At 57.4% G+C, this 19,038-nt stretch carries 18 protein-coding genes and 1 tRNA gene; 6 read left to right on the forward strand and 13 right to left on the reverse strand.

Translation table 11 applies throughout. The features are described 5' to 3' along the window. Positions 1-7 precede the first annotated feature (7 nt). The 3 genes from fabI to fabA are packed head-to-tail and all read right to left on the reverse strand — an operon-like array spanning position 8 to position 2,597. Entirely contained in the window at positions 8-814 is an 807-nt protein-coding gene (fabI, locus tag J5J09_RS01965) for an enoyl-ACP reductase FabI (RefSeq protein WP_208548029.1), read from the reverse strand. Between the two features lie 4 nt (positions 815-818). Beyond that, the gene (gene fabB / locus J5J09_RS01970; protein WP_208548030.1) at positions 819-2,042 is read right to left on the reverse strand and encodes a beta-ketoacyl-ACP synthase I; all 1,224 of its coding nucleotides are present in this window, start codon (positions 2,040-2,042) and stop codon (positions 819-821) included. A gap of 39 nt (positions 2,043-2,081) precedes the next feature. Further along, entirely contained in the window at positions 2,082-2,597 is a 516-nt protein-coding gene (fabA, locus tag J5J09_RS01975) for a 3-hydroxyacyl-[acyl-carrier-protein] dehydratase FabA (protein ID WP_208548031.1), read from the reverse strand. A gap of 302 nt (positions 2,598-2,899) precedes the next feature. On the opposite strand from fabA, the gene irrA reads away from it, so the two are divergent. After that, complete coding sequence (gene irrA / locus J5J09_RS01980) at positions 2,900-3,319, forward strand: iron response transcriptional regulator IrrA (protein ID WP_208548032.1); 420 nt, start codon at positions 2,900-2,902, stop codon at positions 3,317-3,319. Positions 3,320-3,332: 13 nt separating this feature from the next. On the opposite strand, the gene J5J09_RS01985 is transcribed toward irrA, so the two are convergent. Beyond that, a complete protein-coding gene (locus J5J09_RS01985; RefSeq protein ID WP_208548033.1) occupies positions 3,333-3,968 on the reverse strand; it encodes a trimeric intracellular cation channel family protein in 636 nt (211 codons plus the stop codon). A gap of 102 nt (positions 3,969-4,070) precedes the next feature. Here J5J09_RS01985 and J5J09_RS01990 point away from each other — a divergent pair, with 102 nt between their 5' ends. Then, positions 4,071-4,529 carry a hypothetical protein gene (locus tag J5J09_RS01990; RefSeq protein ID WP_208552982.1) on the forward strand — a complete coding sequence of 153 codons (459 nt, stop codon included), beginning with the start codon at positions 4,071-4,073 and terminating at the stop codon, positions 4,527-4,529. Between the two features lie 4 nt (positions 4,530-4,533). On the opposite strand, the gene J5J09_RS01995 is transcribed toward J5J09_RS01990, so the two are convergent. The 3 genes from J5J09_RS01995 to J5J09_RS02005 all read right to left on the reverse strand — a co-directional run bounded on the left by J5J09_RS01995 (position 4,534) and on the right by J5J09_RS02005 (position 6,031). After that, positions 4,534-5,328: a YdcF family protein gene (locus J5J09_RS01995; RefSeq protein WP_208548034.1), complete on the reverse strand. Its 795-nt coding sequence runs from the start codon at positions 5,326-5,328 to the stop codon at positions 4,534-4,536. A gap of 91 nt (positions 5,329-5,419) precedes the next feature. Continuing rightward, positions 5,420-5,495, reverse strand: a tRNA-Ala gene (locus J5J09_RS02000). A 149-nt stretch (positions 5,496-5,644) separates the two neighbouring features. Then, complete coding sequence (locus J5J09_RS02005; RefSeq protein WP_208548035.1) at positions 5,645-6,031, reverse strand: TIGR02300 family protein; 387 nt, start codon at positions 6,029-6,031, stop codon at positions 5,645-5,647. A 258-nt stretch (positions 6,032-6,289) separates the two neighbouring features. Here J5J09_RS02005 and cmk point away from each other — a divergent pair, with 258 nt between their 5' ends. Together cmk and rpsA are read left to right on the forward strand one after the other, a co-directional pair. Beyond that, positions 6,290-6,916, forward strand: coding sequence for a (d)CMP kinase (gene cmk / locus J5J09_RS02010; protein WP_208548036.1), 627 nt, complete (start codon positions 6,290-6,292; stop codon positions 6,914-6,916). Positions 6,917-7,065: 149 nt separating this feature from the next. Further along, complete coding sequence (rpsA, locus tag J5J09_RS02015; protein ID WP_208548037.1) at positions 7,066-8,769, forward strand: 30S ribosomal protein S1; 1,704 nt, start codon at positions 7,066-7,068, stop codon at positions 8,767-8,769. A gap of 71 nt (positions 8,770-8,840) precedes the next feature. On the opposite strand, the gene J5J09_RS02020 is transcribed toward rpsA, so the two are convergent. After that, entirely contained in the window at positions 8,841-10,475 is a 1,635-nt protein-coding gene (locus J5J09_RS02020) for a hypothetical protein (RefSeq protein ID WP_208548038.1), read from the reverse strand. A gap of 264 nt (positions 10,476-10,739) precedes the next feature. Here J5J09_RS02020 and J5J09_RS02025 point away from each other — a divergent pair, with 264 nt between their 5' ends. Further along, positions 10,740-12,125, forward strand: a complete 1,386-nt coding sequence (locus tag J5J09_RS02025; RefSeq protein ID WP_246745773.1) for a nicotinate phosphoribosyltransferase — start codon at positions 10,740-10,742, stop codon at positions 12,123-12,125. Here the strand turns inward: J5J09_RS02025 and J5J09_RS02030 are convergent. From J5J09_RS02030 to J5J09_RS02040, 3 genes are all read right to left on the reverse strand, one after another. Continuing rightward, on the reverse strand, positions 12,106-12,411 hold the full coding sequence (locus J5J09_RS02030; protein WP_208548040.1) for a hypothetical protein: 306 nt from the start codon (positions 12,409-12,411) through the stop codon (positions 12,106-12,108). The genes J5J09_RS02025 and J5J09_RS02030 overlap by 20 nt on opposite strands. 190 nt (positions 12,412-12,601) lie before the next feature. Beyond that, positions 12,602-13,228, reverse strand: a complete 627-nt coding sequence (locus tag J5J09_RS02035; protein WP_208548041.1) for a ribonuclease D — start codon at positions 13,226-13,228, stop codon at positions 12,602-12,604. 30 nt (positions 13,229-13,258) lie between these two features. Then, a complete protein-coding gene (locus J5J09_RS02040) occupies positions 13,259-14,821 on the reverse strand; it encodes an alkaline phosphatase family protein (protein ID WP_208548042.1) in 1,563 nt (520 codons plus the stop codon). A gap of 495 nt (positions 14,822-15,316) precedes the next feature. On the opposite strand from J5J09_RS02040, the gene J5J09_RS02045 reads away from it, so the two are divergent. Next, a complete protein-coding gene (locus tag J5J09_RS02045) occupies positions 15,317-16,750 on the forward strand; it encodes a phosphomannomutase (RefSeq protein ID WP_208548043.1) in 1,434 nt (477 codons plus the stop codon). 40 nt (positions 16,751-16,790) lie between these two features. On the opposite strand, the gene J5J09_RS02050 is transcribed toward J5J09_RS02045, so the two are convergent. Both J5J09_RS02050 and J5J09_RS02055 read right to left on the reverse strand, forming a co-directional pair. Then, positions 16,791-17,114 carry a YbaB/EbfC family nucleoid-associated protein gene (locus J5J09_RS02050; RefSeq protein ID WP_208548044.1) on the reverse strand — a complete coding sequence of 108 codons (324 nt, stop codon included), beginning with the start codon at positions 17,112-17,114 and terminating at the stop codon, positions 16,791-16,793. A gap of 34 nt (positions 17,115-17,148) precedes the next feature. Then, a complete protein-coding gene (locus J5J09_RS02055; protein WP_208548045.1) occupies positions 17,149-19,020 on the reverse strand; it encodes a DNA polymerase III subunit gamma/tau in 1,872 nt (623 codons plus the stop codon). Positions 19,021-19,038 lie beyond the last annotated feature (18 nt).

Consider the following 19,038-nt stretch of genomic DNA (forward strand, 5'->3'; position numbering starts at 1 on the left):
TCTCAGGCTACTCGGTATCAGCCTTGCGGAGTTTGTCCAGCGTCGGCAGGGATGTGATGCTATAGCCCGCATCGACGTAGTGTACTTCGCCGGTTACGCCTCGCGACAGATCAGACAATAGATAAAGCGCAGATCCCCCAATATCCTCGATCGTCGGGGTGCGCCGCAGCGGAGCATTCTGCTGGTTCCACGTGTAGATTGCCCGCGCATCCGATATGCCGGCCCCAGCCAGTGTTCGTACAGGCCCTGCGGAGATGGAATTGACACGAATGTCACGTGGACCGTAATCCGCTGCGAGATAGCGCACGGAGGCTTCAAGAGCTGCCTTCGCCACACCCATGACGTTGTAGTTGGGGATTACCCGCTGTGAGCCGTTGTAGGTCAAAGTCAACATTGACCCTCCGGCATTCATAAGACCTGCGGCTCGTTTAGCCACCTCGGTGAACGAGAAGCATGAGATCACCATGGTTCGCGAGAAGTTTTCCCGCGTCGTGTCGGCATAGAGACCCTTCAACTCGTTCTTATCGGAAAAGCCAATCGCGTGAACCAGGAAGTCGAGGCTGCCCCAGCGCTCTCCGATTGCCGCAAACACCGCGTCGACGGAGCTAATATCCTCCACATCACATGGCACGACAAAATCCGAGCCCAGTTCGGCAGCGAGCGGCTTGACCCTCTTTCCAAGAGCCTCTCCCTGATAGGTGAAGCACATCTCGGCGCCTTGTGCAGCAAGTGTCTTGGCAATGCCCCAGGCGATGGAGTGGTTGTTGGCGACACCCATGATGAGGCCGCGTTTTCCTTGCATGAAACCGGTCATGAAGTCACCCGTTGAAGCGCTGGAACACCAAGGTAGCGTTGGTGCCACCAAAGCCGAACGAATTCGAAAGAACCGTGTCGATTTTGGCGTTGTCTATACGCTGCCGCACGATCGGCACGCCGTCGAACTCGGGGTCGAGTTCGTTGATATGCGCGCTTTCGCCAATGAAGCGCTCCTGCATCATCAGCAGCCCATAGATGGACTCCTGCACTCCCGCTGCGCCCAGAGAATGTCCCGTCAGCGACTTGGTCGACTGTATATGCGGGATCTTGTTGCCGAAGACCTCGCGGATTGCTCCAATCTCCTTGGAGTCGCCGACAGGTGTCGATGTGCCATGAGTATTGATGTAGTCAACCTCGCCCTTCACCGTCGATAGCGCCTGCCGCATACAACGGATTGCACCCTCTCCCGACGGCGCGACCATATCGTAACCGTCAGAGGTTGCGCCGTAGCCAACAATTTCGGCATATATCTTCGCGCCGCGCGCCTTCGCGTGTTCAAGTTCTTCCAGAACGAGAACACCCGCTCCACCCGCGATGACGAAGCCATCCCGGTTTGCGTCATAGGCGCGGGAGGCCGTTTCGGGTGTGTCATTGAACTTTGAGGACATGGCTCCCATGGCGTCGAACAAATTCGACATCGTCCAGTCGAGATCCTCGTGGCCGCCTGCGAACATCATGTCTTGCTTGCCCCATTGGATAAGTTCGGCCGCGTTGCCGATGCAATGGGCCGACGTCGAGCAAGCGGAAGAAATGGAGTAGTTGACACCATGGATCTTGAACCACGTAGCAAGTGTCGCCGAAGCGGTTGAAGACATCGCTTTGGGCACTGCGAAGGGACCGATTCGCTTCGGGCTGTTGTTCTTGATGGTGATCTCGGCGGCTTCGACGACCTGACGCGTCGATGGTCCACCCGAACCCATGACAATGCCGACGCGCTCTTTCTGCGCATAGTCGCCTTCTTCGAGGCCGGCATCGGCAATCGCCTGCTTCATCGCGACGTGGTTCCATGCGCCGCCCTGGGACAGGAAACGCATGGCGCGGCGGTCGACAAGATCGGTCGGATCGAGTGTCGGCCTTCCCCAAACCTGGCACCTGAAGCCGTGCTCGGCAAAGTCTTGCGAGAACGAAATGCCCGACTTCGCGGCACGCAACGAATTCGTCACTTCCGCGGCGTCGTTGCCGATGGAGGACACGATTCCAAGACCCGTTACAACTACCCGTCTCATTTCCTAGACCTTCTTTGTTTTCAAACGGACGAGCGCCGATCAGGCGGTCTTGTCCTTCGAGAGGCCGACGCGCAGATCGGTGGCCTGATAGATTGTTTCGCCATCGGCTTTAAGCCATCCGTCCGCGGTGCCCAGCACGAGGCGGCCACGCATGACACGCTTGAAGTCGATGCCATATTCCAGAAGCTTGGTGTCTGGTCGAACCATGCCCTTGAATTTGACTTCACCGGTGGAAAGCGCCATGCCGCGACCCGGCTCTCCAAGCCAGCCAAGGAAAAAGCCGGTCAGCTGCCACATTCCATCAAGGCCAAGGCAGCCGGGCATGATCGGGTTGCCCTGAAAATGACACGGGAAATACCAGTCGTCCGGACGCACGTCGTATTCGGCACGAATGTACCCCTTGTCGAATGCGCCACCCGTCTCCGATATGTCGGTGATCCGGTGCACCATCAACATCGGCGGGAGGGGCAACTGCGCGTTGCCCTGGCCAAACAGCTCGCCGCGGCCGCAGGCCAGGATTTCTTCGTAGTTGAAGCTGGATTGTCTTGTCGTCATGGTGTTTCTTTTTCTCCTCCCGTCGGCCTTATGAACCCTCGGAGGTTTAGAGCAAGACCAGATCAATGAGAAGTGCAACCTTGGCTGCCGTGTCCTCGACCTCGGTCAGGCTTTGTATTTCAATTTGACCGCTGTCGCATACAGGATGAGGCCGCCTACGACCAGAGGCCAAACGGAAAAATCCCGCAAAACCGGCCCGTTCTTATCCCGACGGCGCGGGTCAAGTATTGAAAGGCGATCCATTCAAAGTTATATCCGTACACGACAGAGATCGGTGCAATGACCGAGCGGAGATCGTCCGTATGGATGAAATGGCGATGATCGACATTGAAAGCAAGTTGCGACACTCGGGTCTGCGCCCGACGCGCCAACGTGTGGCGCTTGCAACGCTGTTGTTCGCAAAGGGAGATCGCCATCTCACGGTCGAGGAACTGCACGAGGAAGCGACGACGGCCAATGTTCCCGTCTCCCTTGCCACTGTTTACAACACCCTTCATCAGTTCACCGAAGCGGGCCTAATTCGCGTGTTGGCAGTTGAGAGCGCGAAGACCTATTTCGATACGAACGTTTCGGACCACCATCATTTTTTTGTCGAAGGCCAAAACGAGGTTCTCGACATTCCGATTAGCAACATTGAAATCGGAAACCTTCCTGACCCGCCTGAGGGCATGGAAATAGCCCATGTTGATGTCATCATCCGGCTGCGGGCGAAGGCATCCTAGCCCCTCACCCAAATCAATTGGGTATCTCGTCTGGGTGCCTGCCGGGTCGCGAGCGATATCTCGCGGTTGTCCATCCGAATTTCAGCGCACCGCCACGGATGGTGAAGGCCGTGAAAACGCCCGCGGCCGAAGACAGGTGCAAGCCCAGCCCCAGCGCATCGCACGCAGTGAAGGCACTGGCACCTGCGAGGGCGGCGGTTACATAGATCTCCGGTCTGAGCAGCACCGATGGTTCCCCGGCGACGACATCTCGGAGAATTCCGCCGAATGTTGCAGTGAGGGTGCCGGTGACGATGGCGACTGTCGGAGAGCCGGTGGCGGCCAGGCCCTTTACTGCCCCTATTACGCAGTAGGCCGAAAGTCCGATGGCATCGAGCCAAAGCAACAGTCGATATCGCGATTCAAGGTGAGGCGCCGTAAAGAAGACGATAACGGCTACCGCTCCACATACCAGCAAGTAGTTAGGGTTCAGAACCCAAAAGACCGGAAGCGTTCCGAGCACCAGATCCCGCAAGGTTCCGCCGCCGATGCCTGTGATCGAACCCATGAAGATGAAGCCGATGAGGTCCAGTTGCTTCCGTGAGGCAGCGAGTGCTCCCGTGGCGGCAAAAACCGCAACACCGGCATAATCAAACAGCTCAAGAAGCATTTTTTGAACCTTTTGCAGCCAAACTTGAGGTGAGTAGCTTTCGTGTCACAAGGACGATTGGATATGCATACCGCATTGAGGCCGCCATCCGCAAAGGTGGGGATGCTTTCACTGGCGCTGGCTCTTCTCGTGGTGAGCGCTTCGCCCCCTCTGGCGCAGCAGCAACTGCTGAACGATCCCGAGATGTATGAGAAACAACACTTCGAGAAGCGTTGTGACATTGTTCAGTACGAAGGCGACTTCATCAGCCGTATCGACATTAACAACGATGGCATTATTGATGCGGTGGTCAATGAGGGTGCCGTTGTTTGCGATGGCGATCGAGGCCCTGACTGTAGCGAAGAAGGATGCCCTTACAATTTTTACCTCCAGGTCAAGGAGGGCGGATACTTCATGATCGCTACCGCGCAGATGTATGGATACGATTTCATCAAGCGCTTCGGCAACATGGTTTTCGTGCTGAAGATGCACCCGCGTTACTGCGAGCGTACCGACAGCGAGCCCTGTGAGATGACGGTGCGTGTCAGGGGGACGAAATTCCTCACTATCTCGAGAAAGTAGCCGTTCAGTCTGGTCTCGGCAGCAGTTGATCGATACGACCCGACAGCCGGTAGGCGGCAAGCCCCAGCCACTCCCGAACCGCCGTGGACGTAAGCTGTGCGTTTGCGGTCGGCTGGGTGAAATCAAGCCTCAGTGAGACCTTGCCGCTAGTTCGGTAATCGACAGGCCAAGGCACGACCTCAAGACCTGCTTTGCGAAAGAGGCCGACCGACCTTGGCATATGGAACGCGGAGGTGATCAGGAGGCATGGAGGGAGGGCAAGTTTCTCGACCATCTCTTTCGTATTCTCAACGTTCTCCCGCGTCGTTCTCGATTTGGTTTCGCGGATCACGCGGGAAGCATCTATGCCCAATCCGCGAAGGAACACAGCCGAAGCCTCGGCGTCGCCCATATAGGTGCCACTGAACGATCCATCGCCGCCCGAAACGACGATCCTTGCATCCGGAAATGCTGTGGCCAGACGTGCCATCTCCAGGAATCGGTCGGCCGCTTGTGTGAACTCGAGCCGGCCTCGCGCGGTCGAAACTTCCGTCTCCAGCGCACCTCCAAGGACGATCATGCAACTGACGTCTTCAGAACCTTCACTCGAACGCGGAAAAATACCTTCCAATGCCTGCAAGCCGAACGCGCCGGCCGTGGTGAAGAGGGTTAAGAACAGGATGACGACAGCCGACGAGAGACATATCAGAGCGGTCCGGCGAAATGTCAGCCATAGAAGAACGGTGCCGATGAACAGCAGCGCGAAGGTGACCGAAAGAGGCTGAATCGCAAGCCAGCTGATTTTCGATAGCAAGAACATGCGGGATGTTTGTCAGTGCAGCTCGATCAAATCAACTAGCTAGTCAGACCCATCTCTGCACCGGACAAAAAACTGACTATGTAAGAAGATTTGGTGGAGCTAAGCGGGATCGAACCGCTGACCTCTTGCATGCCATGCAAGCGCTCTCCCAGCTGAGCTATAGCCCCATCAAGGGTCCGGCGATGCCGGTTCCGGGAACCTCCCGAACACCTTGCTCGACAGGTGGCGGCTTATTACTTCCGGTTTTCCGATAGCGCAAGCCCAAAAAAGCCGGTCCGAAAACTTTTGTGTGTCCGGACCGGAGATGGCGGGTGGGTTAGACTTCGTCCTCGTCACCCGAAACGCCGATGATGTCGCTCATGTCGTCGTCATCGTCGTCCTCGTCGGCTTCCAGGAAGGTGTCATCGTCATCATCGCCCAGATCGACATCATCATCGCCGATGTCTGGCAGGTCGTCGGAGCCACCATTCTCGTCAGCGTCCTCGAGTGACACCAGTTCGACATCGGTGTTCTCGGTATCGACTTCCGCGACGTCCTCTTCCTCCGCCTTTTCCATAATGGCAGCGACCGAGCTCTCCTCGAAGAAGGATAGTGGCCACGACTTGCCGGTATAAGGAGATACGATCGGATCCTTGTTCAAATCGTAGAATTTCTTGCCGGTGTCGGGGCAAGTGCGTTTTGTTCCAAGTTCTGCCTTCGCCACTGTCAAAGCCTCATGAAGTCGTGAAGAATAAGGGCATGCGCCAAGAGCCCGGCGCGAGGCCGGCCAAACTGTAGTCGGTCCCCTTAATCGTTGCGCCCACATCTGTCAAAGGCAAACTGAAGGGGCAAGGCCAAACGCCAGATCTCACGCCTGAATACGATTTGAACAAGGACCCGTAGCCGCGTGCCAGGTAGCTACGCTTGGCAAGAACTGCTCTCGCGGTTATCAGAACTCGGAAGGAACGCAACGAGGATTGGAATGATCATCGCAATTGACGGCCCCGCGGCGGCTGGAAAGGGAACACTCTCTCGACGGATCGCTGAAACCTATGGCTTTCATCATCTGGACACGGGGTTGACATATCGGGCCACGGCGAAGGCGTTGCTCGATGCAGGCCTACCCCTGAATGATGAGCGCGTGGCGGCCGACGTTGCACTCCGGATTGATTTAGGCGGCCTTGATCGGGATGTACTGTCTGCACATGACATCGGAGAGGCCGCGTCGAAGATTGCTGTAATGCCGGCTGTACGCAGGGCGTTGGTAGAAGCTCAGCGTCAGTTCGCGAGCCGAGAGCCGGGTACGGTCCTTGATGGACGTGACATCGGCACGATCGTTTGCCCGGATGCGAAAGTGAAGTTTTACGTGACGGCCTCACCAGAGATACGTGCACGACGCAGGTATGATGAAATCCTGGGTAAGGGCGGTGAGGCCGTTCTGGAGGATATCTTCGACGATGTCCGCAAACGCGACGAACGCGATATGGGCCGCGCCGACAGCCCACTCCGTCCCGCTGATGATGCTCACTTGCTAGATACCTCGGAAATGAGTATAGAGGCGGCGTTTATGGCTGCGCGCGGAATAATCGACGCGGCCATGATGAAATAGGGAAGACGAGGTCTTCGTCTCCAAAACCAGCCGATCGCATCGCCCCAGCGCCGGAAAGCCTTTGAGAAGGCGGGTGATAGATCTGGCCGTGTACAACGCGAACCCACCGGCGCACGCCGCATCCGAGACGGATGCCACTAGGAGTTTCCATGTCTGTTTCTACCCCGTCGCGGGAGGACTTCGCAGCCCTCCTCGAAGAATCCTTTGCCAAGACCGATCTTGCCGAAGGCTATGTTGCCAAGGGCATCATCACGGCCATTGAGAAGGACGTCGCTGTTGTCGACGTTGGCCTCAAGGTCGAAGGCCGTATCGCTCTGAAGGAATTCGGTGCCAAGGCCAAGGACGGCACGCTGAAGGTTGGCGACGAAGTTGAAGTTTACGTCGAGCGCATCGAAAACGCTCTCGGCGAAGCTGTTCTGTCGCGCGAAAAGGCGCGTCGCGAAGAAAGCTGGATCAAGCTTGAAGCCAAGTTCGAAGCCGGCGAGCGCGTTGAAGGCGTGATCTTCAACCAGGTCAAGGGCGGTTTCACGGTTGACCTCGACGGCGCCGTCGCCTTCCTGCCGCGTTCGCAGGTCGACATCCGTCCGATCCGCGACGTCACCCCGCTGATGCACAACCCGCAGCCCTTCGAAATCCTCAAGATGGACAAGCGTCGCGGCAACATCGTTGTTTCGCGTCGTACGGTTCTCGAAGAAAGCCGTGCTGAGCAGCGTTCTGAAATCGTTCAGAACCTCGAAGAAGGTCAGGTTGTTGACGGCGTCGTCAAGAACATCACCGATTACGGTGCGTTCGTTGACCTCGGCGGCATCGACGGCCTGCTGCACGTCACCGACATGGCATGGCGCCGCGTCAACCATCCTTCGGAAATCCTGTCCATCGGCCAGTCGGTCAAGGTTCAGATCATCCGCATCAACCAGGAAACCCACCGCATCTCGCTCGGCATGAAGCAGCTCGAGTCGGATCCGTGGGATGGCATCGCTGCCAAGTACCCGGTTGGCAAGAAGATCTCCGGTACCGTCACGAACATCACCGACTACGGTGCATTCGTCGAGCTGGAGCCGGGCATCGAAGGCCTGATCCACATCTCGGAAATGTCCTGGACGAAGAAGAACGTTCATCCCGGCAAGATCCTTTCGACCACGCAGGACGTCGACGTCGTCGTTCTCGAAGTCGATCCGTCGAAGCGCCGTATCTCGCTCGGTCTCAAGCAGACCCTCGAGAACCCGTGGCAGGCATTTGCCTTCAGCCACCCGGCCGGCACTGAAGTCGAAGGCGAAGTCAAGAACAAGACCGAATTCGGCCTGTTCATCGGCCTCGAAGGCGACGTTGACGGCATGGTTCACCTTTCGGATCTCGACTGGAACCGTCCGGGCGAACAGGTCATCGAAGAGTATAACAAGGGTGATATGGTCAAGGCCGTCGTTCTTGACGTAGACGTCGAGAAGGAACGCATCTCGCTCGGCATCAAGCAGCTCGGCAAGGACTCGGTTGGCGATGCCGCCGCTTCCGGCGACCTGCGCAAGAACGCTGTTGTTTCGTGCGAAGTCATCGGCATCAACGATGGCGGCATCGAAGTGAAGCTAGTCAACCACGAGGACATCACGTCCTTCATCCGCCGCAACGACCTGGCTCGCGATCGTGACGATCAGCGTCCGGAGCGTTTCTCGGTCGGTCAGGTTGTCGACGCCCGCGTCACCAACTTCTCCAAAAAGGACCGCAAGGTCATGCTGTCGATCAAGGCTCTCGAGATCGCAGAAGAGAAGGAAGCCGTTGCTCAGTTCGGTTCGTCCGACTCGGGCGCTTCGCTCGGCGACATCCTGGGTGCAGCCCTGAAGAACCGCAACAACGACTAATTGCGCGTTACCTGAGTTAGAGCGAGGCCCGTCGATTTCATCGGCGGGCCTTTTTCATGACCGTTAACCGTTCATGCCCAGCCGGCCATTTTCCAATAGAGATCGTGCGCGCTATCCGGTTCACGCAGGTGCGTCGCTCGCACCCCTTCTTCCGTCTTGTTGCCATCGGCATCTTCACTCAGCTCCTCGTCATCTCGAGATTCCGAAGAAGGTTCCTCGGGTTCATGGTTCCCTGAGGATGGCTGCTCGCCACCGCCGGAAGAATTCTCTTCGTCGTCATGGACAGATTTTGACAAACGACGAGGCTCCGGTTCTTCATCATCCAGATACGGGTAACCGACGACGGGATAGCCTATTGGCTCGTGCCCCAGACGTTGTGGAGCCGCAGTTTGCAGCATGGCGTCAGTGTTGTTTGCCGCCGCCGCACCTTTCTCCACCCGCTCAATCATTCCGGGCTCGGCATTTTGTTTTTCAGCAAGCTGTCGGTCGGCGACCACATCGAAAAGCCTATTCGTTGCTTTGGCCAACTTTTCGCTATTATTACCTTCCTCTCGTAGAGCCTCTGGCAACTCTGAGCCTTCAGTCTGAGTCGCTTGGCTTGTCGACATCAGGGAAGCGCGAAGGAATTTGGAGAACGGATCTTCCGCGTCGGCCGTTTCTCCCGTGACGGGTAGGAGTGAGAAGGCAGGCACAGGTCCTGGCTCTCCGATCGTTTTTGCGTCGCCATGGAACTGGGTATCTTCGCGTCTTGGCGCCAAGGTTCTCGCCGGTTTCTCCGTTGCCAGTGGTGGGCTTCGCCAATCCGCATCAGCGATTGTCGCCGCGTCGCGCGGGAGTACGGCCTTTTCCTTGGCATCACCGCTTTTAGTCGAGTTTGCCAACGGGGCAGGGTGGTCGGGCGGGGAGGGGTTGGATGCCCGTCCGTTGATTTCAATGGTGACCTGCGAGAACGAGCGGACGCTGCGGAAAGCTGACGGAGCGTAATCTGCCGCGTGGAAGCGCGAGCTGTCCGTTCCCTCTCCGCGTATCTCGATTGTGGGTCTTGCTGTGGCGAACGCGGCCGGAGTGTTGGAGCCGGGCAAACCCTCATGAATATCAGGACCGGCCGCTACGCCGAGAATCCGGAGTTGCGCGGGGTTACCGTTCGCTGCTGCGACAGTGATCAAACCGGGTGCTTTAGGTTGCAAACCGGTATCGTCGGCATCTATCCCGTAGCCCTGAAACGAGGATCTGGCGAAGCGGTGATCGACGTCGCCATCGGCTACCTCGAGGTGCAGTGTCATTATTGCGGCATCCGGTCCCGAGGGATCCGAAAACGCTGAGGTGATTGTCTTCAGAGCCAGACCATTGAACAGCTGCGACAATTGTTGTTCGACAATCTGGCGTTTCGATTCCGGCAGGGCGTTCAATGCCTCTGCGAGTCGTTTCATGAAGGCGATCTGCGTTTCACCTTCCTTCCGCGGAATTCCCAGCGAACGTCCTATGAGTTCAGCCATTATGGCAAAACTCTCTGCCGCTCGCTCTGGACCGGAGAGTAGCAGGATGCTTACCCGACCCGCGATAGCCGAGCGCAGATCAAGGCCGGTGGTTTCGGCCTCCGTTGTCCCGGTCAATACGGTCTTTGCGGAAGAGGCAAGTTCGGTTTCCTCGGACCGACGACCCTGGTATGCAACGCCACTCTGACTAATCTGAATCGGAGGCAGCATGCGGCACTCCCTTCTGATTGATGGCTGTGCGAGCAGGTGCGTACGCGCGCCGCTCATGCGGCGGGGGCTATCCACTTCGGCCGTGCATGATGAGGCGAGGATGAGCCCGATTACTCCATTTCAGACTATCCGAATTTGGTTAACGAATCGCTAACGAGCGCTGCTCTGGTGGTGCGCTTGCCGCATGACGGCGTGTCGCTTACGCTAGCCGTAGCGACGATTCACAGGCGCATGGACGCCGATTGTGGGCAGCAGGCGGATGGCATGAAGAATTTGATCTTGAACACTGATAGCTACAAGCTCGGGCATTTTCTCCAGTATCCGCCAGAAGTCCGTCGCGTCAGCGGGTATGTAACCACGAGGGGCAAGTCCTTTTGGCCGGAAGTCGTCTTTTTCGGCCTTCAGATGTTCCTGAAGGAATACCTGTCCAAGCCCATCTCTCGGGATGATGTTGACGAGGCAGAAGATATTGCAGGCTTGCACGGCCAGCCGTTCGATCGGGTTGGCTGGCAACGTATCATCGACGCGCACGGTGGTTATCTGCCTCTATCAATCGAAGCGCTTCCCGAAGGTATGACCGTTCGACGCGACACAGTCCTGGCCCAGGTCGTAAACACCGATCCACAGCTTCCCTGGCTGACAGGACATATCGAAACGTCCCTCCTGAGAGCTATTTGGTACCCGTCTACGATCGCATCGCTATCAAGGCGATTGAAAGAGACGCTGAGGCCATTCTACGAAAAGAGCAGCGATAACCCTGAGGCGCTCCTCGACGTGAGCGTAGCGGACTATGGGGCGAGAGCCACGACGACGTCTGAACAGGCTGGAATCGGGGGGCTGGCCCACCTGATTCATTTTCGACGAACTGACACGCTCGCTGCCGTGGTCTGCGGCCGCAGATATTATGGTGCGCAGATGGTCGGCTTCTCCCTGCCGGCATCGGAGCATACGACAATGCTGGCTTGGGGACGCGAGAAAGAGGCTGCGGCATTTCGTAATATGGTAGAGCAGTTTTCTGGCTCAGGTGCCTATTCGGTGGTGTCAGACAGCTTTGATCTCGCAAACGCAGTTTCGGAGATATGGGGTAAAGAGCTGCACGATATCGTGGTGCAATCCGGCGCGACTTTGATCGTGCGGCCCGACAGCGGTGACCCCATCGACACGCCGGTGCAGGTTGTTGCGCAATTGGCTTACGCATTCGGCACGCACCTCAATACAAAGGGCTACAAGGTCATCAACCATCAGGTTCGGGTGTTACAGTCAGACGCTGTGTCCGTCCAGGATATGAGCATGGTGCTCGGGCGACTGGAGGGGATGGGATTTTCGGCGGAGAATATTTCCTTCGGCATGGGCTCATCTCTGCTCCAGAAAGCCAGTCGCGACAGTTTTTCCTTTACGATGAGGTGCTCAGCCTATCAGGACGATAAGCATACGTGGCACGATATGGCCCGTCGCCCGGTTGTGCTGCGTGACAGTGAGATCAAGGCGGGGCGTCGTGCGGTGGTTTCCGACGACGGGGACACGTTCGATATCCCGCTGACCGAGCTCGGGCGTCGCGCGAATCTGCTTCAGCCGGTCTGGCGGAACGGCGAACTTTTGAAGGAGTGGACATTCGAAGACGTCATTGCGGCTACGGTGAGACGTTTATGAACATTCGATAAAGCCCCGCATCGTCGGAATTGACAGCCGATAGATGATCCTCGTCCTGGTCCGGCCACGGCTGTAAGAATTCGCGCATCGCATCGAGGAAGCTCGATCGTGACACAGTCTCTTCTTGCATGATCGTCCCAACGAGAACGGCTTCTTCGTCATCCAGCCGGGACATTGCCTGGTGATAGTGTTCAAGCGCTCGCTTCAAGGGATCGTCGACGACATTGTTGTAGGTGCCCCGATCCTCTTTGGGTGAGACTGTTTCCTCGTCGGTCGCCAGATCCATCACTATCGCCTCCTCGCTCGGCCTTTGGCTGCCCTAGAGGGCAGCCGATCCGATTGGCAAATGACGCTAGGGACGGTGCGTTAAAAAAGAGTATAGCAGCCGACTTGGGACCTTTTGCCGGGGTGACAAGCGGGAGGCATCCGTCGGCGCGAAACCTACCCGGCAGGTGACCGCGCAAAAATCGCCTGCCTCAGCTGTGCGCGAATATGTCGATCTCGTCCCAACCAAGAAGATCGAGTTTGGAACGCGTCGGTAAAAAGCGGAAACAGGCTTCGGCGAGTTCCATCCTGTCGTCACGGACCAGACGTTCAGCCAGGCGGTCGCGCAGCGCGTGAAGATGCAGTACGTCTGACGCAGCATATTCGAGTTGGGCCGGTGAGAGCGTGGGAGCGCCCCAGTCCGAAGATTGCTGCGCCTTCGAGATATCGACCTCCAGCAACTCCTTGAGGTTATCCTTCAACCCGTGGCGGTCGGTGTATGTCCGGCAAAGGCGCGACGCAATTTTGGTGCAGAACACCGGGTTGATGGTCACACCGAACGTGTGAAAGAGCACCGCGATATCGAACCGCCCATAGTGAAAAATCTTCTGCCTCTGCGGATCCGCCAACAGCGCCACGAGGTTTTCCGCTTCTTGCTGCCTCGGAGCAATCCGAACGATGTCAGCCGTTCCGTCGCCGGGTGAAAGCTGCACGAGGCAAAGCCGGTCACGGCGCGGGATCAGCCCCAGAGTCTCGGTGTCTACAGCAATGGCTTCCCCGTACCTGTCGCGGTCGGCGGATGAAATGTCACCTTCATGAAAGCGTATTGTCGTGGCCATCGGTACTCCGGATAGATAAGCAACAAGTGATTAAATCCCAACACCGTGCGGCGCTCCGTCAGCAGCCGCAAAAGGGTTGTCTCTGTCTGGCACGCGTGTAAAGGCTCCCCCGGAAGTCAGGACGGTGAATGCCAGTGTCTGGTCGAGATGCATTGCCCGCAAGGACAGTAGCTTTTCCGCATATCGTAGTCGTATCGAAAGGAAGTTCGGATCGTCAGCGAGGTTCACAAGTTCGAAAGGGTCCTCTCGCATATCGAACAGGAGCGGATCGAGGCCTGCAAAATGCACGTACTTGAAGTCTTGGTCCCGTATCACCGACAGATTGCATAGATTAGATGGCAGCCCGAAGTGATTCTCCTGACACTGCCCTTCTATGTCGCGGAAGTCGAACTCCCAGAAAGCATGATCACGCCACGCCGTGTTCTCTTCACCGCGCATGAAGGGCTGGAGAGAGCGACCGTCCATGTGATTGGCTGGCGCAATGCCCATCCTTTCGCATAATGTCGGCATGATGTCGGCAGCCGAGGTAAAGGCATCTATCCGACGGCCACCTTGCGTTTCATTTGGATCACGAATGATCAGAGGGATATGGTAGCTGCCCTCGTGGAACCCGCCTTTGCCGAGGCTCCAATGGTCGCCCATCATCTCGCCGTGATCGGATGTGAAGACGACGACAGTGTCTTTCCAGACATCTGCCGCTTTCAATGCCGTTACGATGCGTCCAAACTGCGCGTCCACCTCACTGATCATCCCAAAATAGATCGACCTGATGACGCGAAAGTCAGCGTCTGTGAGATCGGCTACCCTGCCTTCGCCACCGGACACGAAGCTTTTGAGCATTGGGCGGTCAAGGGCATAGGATATGAATGGATGAACAGAAGCTTCCTCTGGGCGACTCTCCGCCCTGGCGCTGGACAAGCCTGCCTCTGCCGGGGAGTACATTGTGTTGTAAGGTGCTGGAACGCAAAACGGCGGATGCGGCCGCAAGAATGAAAGGTGAGCAAACCACGGATCATCCTGTTCTTCCTGCCAGCGAAGAAAGGCGTCGACTAGGAAGGCGGTCTGCGTCTCGTGTTCACTGTAGCATGTGGGGGCTTTGCTGATTGGCTCGCCCTTGAGCGCGTGTATCGAGCGATCCCACACGTCCGAGTGCCCGCGCTCCCGAAGCCAGCTGAGCCATTGCTTCTCATCCTCCGTCAGAAGCTGGCGAACGCTGAAGCCCGGAAGGACGCCCTCGTATGAACGCAGATGCGGATCGTTAACATGCATGGACCGCGGATCCGGCGAAACGTCAGTATAGCCAAAAAGTGTCGGATCATACCCCGCCCGACGGGCGGCGAGCGCGACGGTGTCAAAACGGCGGTCCAGTGGTGTTCCGTTCACGCACACCCGATGGTTCATCTGGTAGAGGCCGGTGTAGATCGACGCACGTGCCGGAGAACAAGGGGCTGCGCCAGCGTAGTGGCGGCGGAAGAGCACACCTTCCGCGGCAAGGGCATCGAGGTTTGGTGTCTTCACCACGGAATGACCGACCGATGACAGGCAATCACCTCGCCATTGGTCCGCAGTCACAAGAAGGATATTGGGTTTCATGACGGTCAGTTTTTTGAGATTGTTGATCGATTAATAGCGTTTTATGGCGATTCAGCCTAGCGAGTTCGGCTACGACGTCTCGACATCGAGTTGTCGTCACGCTTGAAGGCGATTTGCCTCGAAAAAAGGCAAAATACGGCGGAACCTGCGGCAGTTTTAAGCGAGATATGCGCTAAATGCATTGCTGCATTGCGGCATCGGTGCTGTACAGTCAAAGCGTTTTGAAAGATAGTCACAACATCGAAGCGACGCACTCCTCCTCCCAGCGTCGTGAGATAGGATCGGCAATACTCCTCCTCCCAATTGCCGATCGAGTTTAAGAGCCTGACGCACCTCCTCCCGCGTCAGGCTCTTTTCATTTCTGGATACGGACTATCCGGAATCTTCACATAACAATCAAAGACTTGCTCTTTACTTTGCATCCCCGAATGGGGAACATGCAGCGATCTTGGTCGTTTCGCACTCAGTCGATTGAGTCAGTGAAAGGTGAGCAACGTGGCACCAAAATTCGGAACGAGCGGACTGCGCGGCTTGGCGGCCGAGTTGGAGGGCAAGGTTTCGGCACTCTATGCGACGGCGTTTGCGCGTTATTTGCTTGACCGCACGCTGTGCGCCTCGGGAGCGAAGATTGCAATTGGGCGAGATTTTCGCGATTCGAGTCCTGCAATCGCAGCCACGGTGATTTCAGCGGTCAAGCGCGCTGGGCTCGTTCCTCTCGATTGCGGGACCGTGCCGACGCCAGCGCTAGCGCTGTTTGCGATGAACAACGGAATTGGCGCGATAATGATTACCGGATCGCACATACCTGCGGATCGTAACGGGATAAAATTCTATCGCCCCGACGGCGAGATCGGCAAGGAAGATGAAGCAGCCATCTCGGCGCTGGCGTCTCAACTCGAAAACGACCCTGCGGTGGTAAGGCTCGATCAGGGTTCTGCGGAAGATTTTTCGAAGAGCGTGGAACAGCTCTTTCTTACGAGAAACATGTCGGTTCTGTCTCCTCAAGCCCTGGCGGGACAGAGGATAGGCGTTTATCAACACAGTACAGTCGCGCGCGATCTTTTCGTCCACATCCTGAGACATTATGGGGCCGAGGTCATCCCGCTGGGTCGTTCGGAAACCTTCATACCGGTGGATACCGAGGCGGTTTCCCCGGACACGCTCAAAAAACTTGCGACATGGTCCAGCGAGTATGGCCTGGATGCGATCATATCCGCAGACGGCGACGGCGACCGTCCATTGGTGGCCGATGAAAAGGGATTGCCTCTTCGGGGAGATTTGCTGGGGCTCATAACGGCAAGATTTTTGTCTGCTGAAGTTGTGGTCACGCCTGTGACATCGAACTCGGGGATCGAAGCAGCGGGTTCGTTCGGCGTGGTCAGAACCAAGGTTGGTTCGCCATTTGTCATCGCTGCGATGGAAGAGGCTGTAGCGGATGGACAGGAAGCTGTTTTGGGCTTTGAGGCTAATGGCGGATTGATGCTTGCTTCTCCGTTCGATCTTGACGGGCGCAGCATCGCGCCGCTGCCCACCCGCGATTGCTTCGTGCCGGTGCTTGCGGTTCTGGCACTTGCCGCAAGGCGTAAAACGACGCTTTCCAGGATAGTCGGTGAGTTCAGCTTGCCGGTAGCCGTTGCTGACCGGCTTGAGAATTACCCGAACGAGAAAAGCGCTGCGCTAATGGCATTTCTGCGCGCCTCATCCACCAATCTGGGTGATTTTCTCCGGCCTATCGGACAGATGTCCTCAACGACTGACATCGATGGGCTTCGCATAACGTTGATGACCGGCGATGTCATCCATTTCAGGCCGTCCGGCAATGCACCGGAAATGAGGTGCTATGTCGAGGCAGCAAACAAAGAAAAAGCTGACACGCTTCTCGCAAAGGGCTTGGAGGCCGCTTCAAACTGGCAGCCTTCCAAAGCATAGGGTAGCACGCCGTCTTGTCATCGACGTGCTTGCTGTATGCTCAGAACGGTAGCTTCATCCCAGGCGGGATCGGCAATCCCGCAGTCATTTCCTTCGTTTTTTCGGCCATTACCGTTTCGGCTTTATCCTTCGCGTCCTTGTGGGCGGCAACGATGAGATCCTCAAGGATTTCTACATCATCCTCCTTGAAGAGCGACGGATCGATTTTGAGGCCGCGAAGGTCACCTTTGCCGGTCATGATAACGGTCACAAGCCCGCCACCTGATTTGCCTTCGACTTCGAGAGCGGCGATCTCGGCCTGCATCTTCTCCATCTTTGCCTGCATTTCCTTCACTTTTCCCATCATGCCCATGAGATCCCGCATGGCAGTGCTCCTTGTTGTGTTTTAGGATTTGACCCTAGAAATCGATGTCGTCGCCCGGGAGGATATCTCCCTCCGCCGACTCGGCTGTCGCGGGTGGCGCCGCCACCACGTCGTCCGTCTCAGCCTCTGCCGCATGAATTCGTACGTCGGTGATCCTTGCGCCGGGGAAGCGGGAAAGGATGGCTGCGACATCGGGATCGGCGCGCGCATCGGTTTTACGCTGCTCCTTGGCCCGTTCCTCGGCTTCCACCAGCGTCGGCATGCCTGGCTCGTTCGAAAGCGTCACCCACCAGGTAATACCGGTCCACTCCCTGAGCTTGGACGTCAGGTCGGCAGCTATGGATTTGGGAGCGTCGGGCTCAAGATTGATTTCAAGTCTTCCGGGTTCCACCTTTACCAGTCGGACCGATTGACGGATACGGGCACGCAACACCGGTTCTCTGTTTTTCTGGCAGAGATCGGCTATGTCTTCCAACGAAGTGATTGGTACGAGCGGTGCGGGGGGCTCGATTGTCGTTTGCTCGGGCCGCTGCAGTTCTTCGGGCCGGCCTCCCGCCGTGGCGGGGACGGCTTGCAAGCGCGTGACGGGCACGGCGGCAGTCTGCTGCGCCGTAGGACCGGTGCCAACGGCCCTAGTTTCCATGACGGCCTGTCCAGAGCCGCTCCCTCCACCCTGGCCGGGGCGAGGCGCTGTCACCGCATTGTCGGTAGAAGAAAGATCAAGAAGTCGGCGTGCCGCGTCCTCCGGCGAGGGAAGGCTGGTGGCATGAGCCAGCCGGATAAGAACCATTTCCGCCGCACCGGCGGGACGGGCGGAGTTTTCCGCTTCCGGAATGCCCTTGAGGAGCATCTGCCACATACGGGATAGCGTAGTGACCGCCACGCTTGTCGAAAACTCGGTGCCCTTGGTGCGCTCGATTTCACTCAATGACGGATCCTGAGCCGTTGAAGGCACATATTTCAGGAGTGTGACGAGATGGGTAAAGTCCGCGAGATCGGTCAACACCACGGTCGGGTTTGCCCCGGCTTCGTATTGCCCCTGAAACTCGGCCAGGGCTCCGGCAACGTCTCCCGAAACGAGGTGCCCGAACAGATCAACGATGCGCGCACGGTCGGCAAGCCCGAGCATGTCGCGAACGGCATCGGCCTTGACGACGCCGCCGCCGTGAGCGATCGCCTGGTCCAGCAGCGAAAGGCCGTCACGCGCTGACCCCTCAGCGGCACGGGCGATCATCGCAAGTGCTTCCTCGTCGGCGGAAATGCCTTCCTTTGCCGCGATCGTGGAGAAAAGCCCAACGAGATCCGACGCGCTGATGCGGCGCAGGTCGAACCGCTGGCATCTGGACAGCACGGTGATCGGAACCTTCCTGATCTCCGTGGTGGCGAAAATGAACTTCACATGCTCCGGCGGCTCTTCGAGCGTTTTAAGCAAGCCGTTGAAGGCCTGCGTTGACAGCATGTGGACTTCGTCGATGATGTAAACCTTGAAACGCGCGGAGACTGGCCGGTAGCGAACCTGTTCTATGATTTCCCGTATGTCGTCGATACCGGTGTGGGATGCGGCGTCCATCTCGATGACATCGACATGACGGCCCTCCATGATGGCTTGGCAGTGCTCGCCCGGGACGCGCAAGTCGATGGTCGGCTTGTCGATTTCGGGTGTCTTGTAGTTGAGCGCGCGCGCCAGGATGCGGGCTGTCGTTGTCTTTCCGACCCCTCGCACGCCTGTCAGCATATAGGCCTGCGCAATACGGCCGCTCTCGAACGCGTTTGTCAGCGTTCGCACCATCGGTTCCTGCCCAACCATCAGGTCCGAGAAATCCTTGGGACGGTATTTTCTCGCTAGGACGCGGTAACCTGTCGTCTGAACACTGGCGCTCGATGATGTCGGTTCGACGTCGCTCATGGCCGGTGCCGGTTCCTC

Source organism: Ciceribacter sp. L1K22 (assembly GCF_017599385.1).
GTDB lineage: Bacteria > Pseudomonadota > Alphaproteobacteria > Rhizobiales > Rhizobiaceae > Allorhizobium.

Excerpts from the sequence above, each read along its gene's own strand:
- fabI (WP_208548029.1), bottom strand. The coding sequence starts at position 814 with ATGACCGGTTTCATGCAAGGAAAACGCGGCCTCATCATGGGTGTCGCC.
- fabB (WP_208548030.1), bottom strand. The coding sequence starts at position 2,042 with ATGAGACGGGTAGTTGTAACGGGTCTTGGAATCGTGTCCTCCATCGGC.
- fabA (WP_208548031.1), bottom strand. The coding sequence starts at position 2,597 with ATGACGACAAGACAATCCAGCTTCAACTACGAAGAAATCCTGGCCTGC.
- irrA (WP_208548032.1), top strand. The coding sequence starts at position 2,900 with ATGGATGAAATGGCGATGATCGACATTGAAAGCAAGTTGCGACACTCG.
- J5J09_RS01985 (WP_208548033.1), bottom strand. The coding sequence starts at position 3,968 with ATGCTTCTTGAGCTGTTTGATTATGCCGGTGTTGCGGTTTTTGCCGCC.
- J5J09_RS01990 (WP_208552982.1), top strand. The coding sequence starts at position 4,071 with ATGCTTTCACTGGCGCTGGCTCTTCTCGTGGTGAGCGCTTCGCCCCCT.
- J5J09_RS01995 (WP_208548034.1), bottom strand. The coding sequence starts at position 5,328 with ATGTTCTTGCTATCGAAAATCAGCTGGCTTGCGATTCAGCCTCTTTCG.
- cmk (WP_208548036.1), top strand. The coding sequence starts at position 6,290 with ATGATCATCGCAATTGACGGCCCCGCGGCGGCTGGAAAGGGAACACTC.
- rpsA (WP_208548037.1), top strand. The coding sequence starts at position 7,066 with ATGTCTGTTTCTACCCCGTCGCGGGAGGACTTCGCAGCCCTCCTCGAA.
- J5J09_RS02020 (WP_208548038.1), bottom strand. The coding sequence starts at position 10,475 with ATGCTGCCTCCGATTCAGATTAGTCAGAGTGGCGTTGCATACCAGGGT.
- J5J09_RS02025 (WP_246745773.1), top strand. The coding sequence starts at position 10,740 with ATGAAGAATTTGATCTTGAACACTGATAGCTACAAGCTCGGGCATTTT.
- J5J09_RS02030 (WP_208548040.1), bottom strand. The coding sequence starts at position 12,411 with ATGGATCTGGCGACCGACGAGGAAACAGTCTCACCCAAAGAGGATCGG.
- J5J09_RS02035 (WP_208548041.1), bottom strand. The coding sequence starts at position 13,228 with ATGGCCACGACAATACGCTTTCATGAAGGTGACATTTCATCCGCCGAC.
- J5J09_RS02040 (WP_208548042.1), bottom strand. The coding sequence starts at position 14,821 with ATGAAACCCAATATCCTTCTTGTGACTGCGGACCAATGGCGAGGTGAT.
- J5J09_RS02050 (WP_208548044.1), bottom strand. The coding sequence starts at position 17,114 with ATGCGGGATCTCATGGGCATGATGGGAAAAGTGAAGGAAATGCAGGCA.
- J5J09_RS02055 (WP_208548045.1), bottom strand. The coding sequence starts at position 19,020 with ATGAGCGACGTCGAACCGACATCATCGAGCGCCAGTGTTCAGACGACA.